This window comes from uncultured Shewanella sp. (genome assembly GCF_947495455.1).
In the GTDB taxonomy this organism is placed as follows: Bacteria; Pseudomonadota; Gammaproteobacteria; order Enterobacterales; family Shewanellaceae; genus Shewanella.
Map to the genome: position 1 here is coordinate 1 of NZ_CANLZC010000187.1, position 4,934 is coordinate 4,934.

Annotated in this window: 4 protein-coding genes and 1 pseudogene; 3 read left to right on the forward strand and 2 right to left on the reverse strand. The window is 35.0% G+C overall.

All coding sequences use genetic code 11. From position 1 onward, the window contains the following. Window positions 1-143: 143 nt before the first annotated feature. Window positions 144-995 carry a hypothetical protein gene (locus tag Q0791_RS24415; RefSeq protein WP_299011867.1) on the forward strand — a complete coding sequence of 284 codons (852 nt, stop codon included), beginning with the start codon at window positions 144-146 and terminating at the stop codon, window positions 993-995. A 344-nt stretch (window positions 996-1,339) separates the two neighbouring features. Further along, complete coding sequence (locus Q0791_RS24420) at window positions 1,340-2,191, forward strand: alpha/beta hydrolase (RefSeq protein WP_299011868.1); 852 nt, start codon at window positions 1,340-1,342, stop codon at window positions 2,189-2,191. A gap of 1,307 nt (window positions 2,192-3,498) precedes the next feature. Here Q0791_RS24420 and Q0791_RS24425 read toward each other — a convergent pair. Further along, window positions 3,499-3,713: pseudogene (locus tag Q0791_RS24425) on the reverse strand (hypothetical protein); the annotation flags it as partial. 58 nt (window positions 3,714-3,771) lie between these two features. After that, window positions 3,772-4,494: a (Fe-S)-binding protein gene (locus tag Q0791_RS24430; protein WP_299011869.1), complete on the reverse strand. Its 723-nt coding sequence runs from the start codon at window positions 4,492-4,494 to the stop codon at window positions 3,772-3,774. Window positions 4,495-4,584: 90 nt separating this feature from the next. Between Q0791_RS24430 and Q0791_RS24435 the strand changes: the two genes are divergently transcribed. After that, window positions 4,585-4,860, forward strand: a complete 276-nt coding sequence (locus tag Q0791_RS24435; RefSeq protein ID WP_299011870.1) for a hypothetical protein — start codon at window positions 4,585-4,587, stop codon at window positions 4,858-4,860. Window positions 4,861-4,934 lie beyond the last annotated feature (74 nt).

The following is a 4,934-nucleotide window of genomic DNA, read 5'->3' on the forward strand; positions in this document are numbered from 1 at the left end:
TTATATGAAGAACCATCTTATTTATCGCAATGTCTTCGGGATTATTTAGAATAAAAATATGAGGGGATCTTTAAGATCTTTTATATAGAAACAATAAACTGTATTTTTTTGTAATATCAATTATCCTTATTTCTTATATAGTTATGATGTTTGGTAAACCTATATATGATGGATTAAAACAAGAAAATGTAACAACTTGGGAATATATTCATAGTGTTTGGCACTCTTGGCAAACTCTTAATGCAGCAATAATAGCTTTTTTTGCTAGTGTACTATCAATATTTGCTCTTTTGAAAATTGAAACAAAAAAAACAAAAGATAGTGTTTTAAAACTTCAAGAGGAACAGGAAAAGCAGAATGCTATGGAATATGCAAAAAAAAGAAGAGAATTAAATATAGCAAGAATTAAATATTTACATGTATTAGAAGATGTTAACATAACAATCGACAAGTGGATAAATCAACTGAATGATACTTTTAAAATCGTATCAAAAATAAACAATGATGAAGTAACAAGACATGTATACTGTTATTTAAGTAGCCTAACAAATATCCCTTCTTCATTTCTAGAATACATGCCTACTATAATGAATTTGTGTGAGAATGATGAAGCTGAATTTATTCAAGAATTTATATTTGAAACAAAGGGGGTGTTTAATAGACTTCATCGTATGACCTCAAGAGGAAATGAAGAAAAGAGGTGGTTTGGCATAAACGATTATAATGAAAGGTATATAGATATTGTTTTTCTAAATGCAATGCTTAACAGAGTTATTTTATTTTTTCGAACAGGAAATCTAAATGTAGAAAGAATAACCAAAAAAGAATTAATATCATCTTTTAAACAGAAACAAGGCTTATTAGGAAAAGCTGAATTAACTGAATCATATATATATGATTATATAGCTAAAACAGATAGAAAAGAGAAACCTAGTCCTGAATACGACCTTGATTCATTAACTCGTAAGATGAAAGCTCAAAGACAAAAATATTAAAAATACTTACCAGTGATAAGGCTACTTTATCACTGGTAATAGCTGGAAGCAAAACTAACCAGAAACACAAAAAAGCTTACCACTTTAGTGGTGCAGTAAAATCAAATTGGTTACCAAAACCTCTCATTAACACCGAAAAAATGACCAGAGTAAAAAACATTTACCAGTAATAAGGAGCATGCTCTCTGGTTATGTAAAACCAATACGTCACTTTAAATTGACGACAAAACACCTTGTAATCTTGATTAGGTTTATCACAAACAGGTGGACTTATCTGATATAATCCTGACTTGCTCGTATCATCACAACTGAATGAGTTTATCGCCTTTTAAAAGGTAACAAATATGAATTCTCAGGCAGCTTCTGAATACTATTTTTATACCGATGACGGCGTTAAATTACACTACATTGACATAGGGAAAGGCACACCCATTGTAATGATCCCCGCGTGGTCTCAAAGTGTTAACGAATTCATATATCAAATACAAGATATGAGCGATCGTTATCGCATGATTTCCCTTGATATGAGAGGTCATGGAAAGTCTGAAAAAGTTGACTATGGTTATAGGATCCCCCGTTTAGCGAAAGATCTGCAGGAATTATTGTTGCTGTTAAAGTTAGATCATGTCGTGCTTGTTGGTCACGCTATGGGCGCTTCTATCATGTGGTGTTATTGGGATTTATTTGGTGGAAGCTTACTGACTAAAATGGTCAGCATAGATATGCCTTCGATATTGCTTTTAAACCCCAAGTGGTCAGGCAAAAATATTATGAATTATGGGCCATTAACGAATGCGGCTGGTGCGATAGAAATAATGAATATCATCGATAGCCCTAAAGGTGAGCATTACCGTCAAGTAATACTAAATTGTATGATTTCACAAGATATCAGCCCTAATAAACGTCAAGCGATTATTCAATCAAGGCGCAAATTGCCACTTTCCCAAGCAGCCCAGCTTTTTTTCAGTAATTTTCATCTTGAATGGAGTGATATTTTTCCAAGAGTCACGCTTCCCTGTTTGGTTGTTTCTGGCCGAGCAAGTCTTACCGCTTGGAGTTCTCAACAATGGATTGCCGAACAACTTCCTCAGTCGAAGCTCGTTTTTTTTGAAGAAGATGAGGGAGGAAAACACTTTATGTTTCTGGAAAATCCCGATAAATTCAATCGTATTTTGGATGAGTTTATTCAGTCGTAATGTGAAACCTATCACTCGCATTGAATGACTATCCCACTAGTGATAATAGTGCTTATCACTGGCTCAATGTCTAAAATTAGCCTCTCAACTTTGCGACATAACCCTCAGTTTTTATCATTCCTGAAAATAATCCTTGAATTAGCAATGTGTCAGCTGTATTTGTGTTTCCTTTTTTGCGTATTAAAACAAAGAATTGTGATGAGTCGATAATGTTATTTCTATAACCCAACAAGGAAAAACTGGCGACACTTAAACGCAAACATTTGGTTTTTAACAGGAATTATTTTGATAGAATTAATTTGGCAAATTGGAACGTTGAGTATGTTTCCCTTCGTTTTGTATTATTTTTTGTGCATATCTAAGTTACATACACTATTAAAAAATGAATACCCAGAAACATGGGAAATGTTGGGAAAGGGGACGTTAATCAAGAATAATAGTTTAGAAAATTCATTTAAGATGATGACGTTTCTCTATAAAAAAAGTATTTGAAATTAAATAATGAGGAATTATCCAGTATTGCAGGAAAATGCAGATCATTATTAATTATTGGCTATACAGTTACACTGCTTTTATTTTTGCTACCTATTACATATGTTTATATATTGAAATAGTTTTTTATGAATGACTTATATGTTAATGCTATACCCCATATATGCAAGATATGAACAATAGTATATCGGTGTGATGTCAGCCCTACCAGTCCACCTTGATTAAGGCGAGGATAAACGCTCTTGAAGCACACCAAAAGTGAAGCATCGCGTTTATATCAAAGTTTGTAACTGAATAGCTCGTCTTCCCCGCTATCACGGCATTTTCGGCTTCCTATGAGGCTCTGAACCTGTATTTGCCATGCCGCTCTGAGATTTGTCAGAACACGAACAATTCGAAGAAACACATAGATTTGGCTTTTTAAATTATAGTGTAGATGCAATTGTGGCCTTCGACTTCAGGGAGGAAATCGCAGAGCGCTCAGGGATGAGTTAACAGCGTGCCACAAAGGCAGCTGCACAAAACCCGCTGGAAGCGATAAATCCACATGAACATGCAAACGATAAATACATTTTCCAATACCAAAAAGGCCAAACGCTAGTTTATTACAACCCTGTGTGGGTGGGAACCCACGACTTTAGCCTGCGGCAGCAATTTACACCATTGAAAGCCAATGGTATAAAAACACATTACTCAACTCGAAACGCTAGCCCTAACCCTTGGCTCTTTGGATCTGAGGCGTCATCAAGAGATGAGCTATCAATAAATGAATCGTTAGCAAGTGAAGCATGCCCATCTTTTAACCCATTTTTTTAACCTCTTTTTGTGAGCATGACACGTGTCGCAACCACAAGCCCTGCCGTCTTCATGACTTCCCCGCACTCTGTGGGATGAATATCTTTCAATCTACAGCAAGTATAATGTTTCAGCTCGTTCAAATATTGATTGAATGGCTCGTAAGGTATAAGCCTGACGTATCCCGCTCTCCTTCTAACCAAATATTATCGGGTCAAGGCGCACACTCAGCAAATTAAGGTATCAAATTATTATCTGTTAACGGGATTTAATTACAAATACACCTATTAAAACTAACCACCTAGAGATGAACTTACTCTATCTAGCAAATAAACAATTGATTGATAGGGAATATCACTGGCTTTTGATAAGCCTATTTCGCAGGTTTTACTATTTGAAAACCCTTCAGTAATACTGCCTGACTCTTTGCTGAAATTCTTAATTTGAGGTTTTAGGGTTTTTAATGCATTTTCATTTAATTTTGGCTCAAAAAAGCCTTTATCTCCTGCAAAACCACAGCAATTTATATCACTTGGGATCAATACTTCACTCGCACAGGTTTTAGCAATATTAATCAGATGATGTTCAATATTTTGCTTCTTACTACTACAGGTAATATGCAGTGTTATTGGTTGTGTTTGTGGGCAAATACTCAAAGCACCTAATACATTTTGATTGATAAACTGGGCCGTTTCATACACTTTCAACCCGTTTTCGTCGGAAGAATTAAGGGTTAATACACAAGGGCTGGCATCCATAATCACTGGAATTGTATTATTTTGATTAAAAGATTCTATAACTGCTATTAGTGAATCAGATTTTTGCTTAGCACTTAAGAGATCGCCTTTGCTCTGCCAAGGCATACCACAACATAAAGTGTTTATGCTTGGGGGGATCAAAACTTCAAAATTGGCTTTTTCTAAAATAGCAGTGACAACTTCAAATAATGGGCGCTGATCTAACGCTTTAGTATCTTGCGCAAAGGTTCTACCGCCACAGCTAGGGATATAGATCACTTTTTTTTTAGCGTTGTAAAGGCTTGCTTAGTTGAGTGAATACTTTTTTCACCTTTAGGCCAAGCGGGATAATATAAAGGTATATGATTTTTGCTTATAGTGTTAAGCACTTTAAAGGTACTATCAACAATAGGTTTTGGCAGAACAGAATTCAATGTGTTAGCCGTATTTAAGCCAAGTTTTGCAATCGATAGTGTTTTATCAAAATTGTGTAATGCAAACTTTGATAACTTAGAAGCCATTTTATTAGTTGCAAGTTTTTTTGATCTTAAAGACTTTATAAATTCACCTGTGTTTATACCAACGGGGCATTTTAAGCCACATAAACCAGTTGCAGCACAAGTATCTATGCCTAAACTTAGATAACCTGAACTCGGGATAAGAAATTGAACTAATAGCCCTCTTTGTGATCAGATCTTTCGACCAAGATTAATCAATCA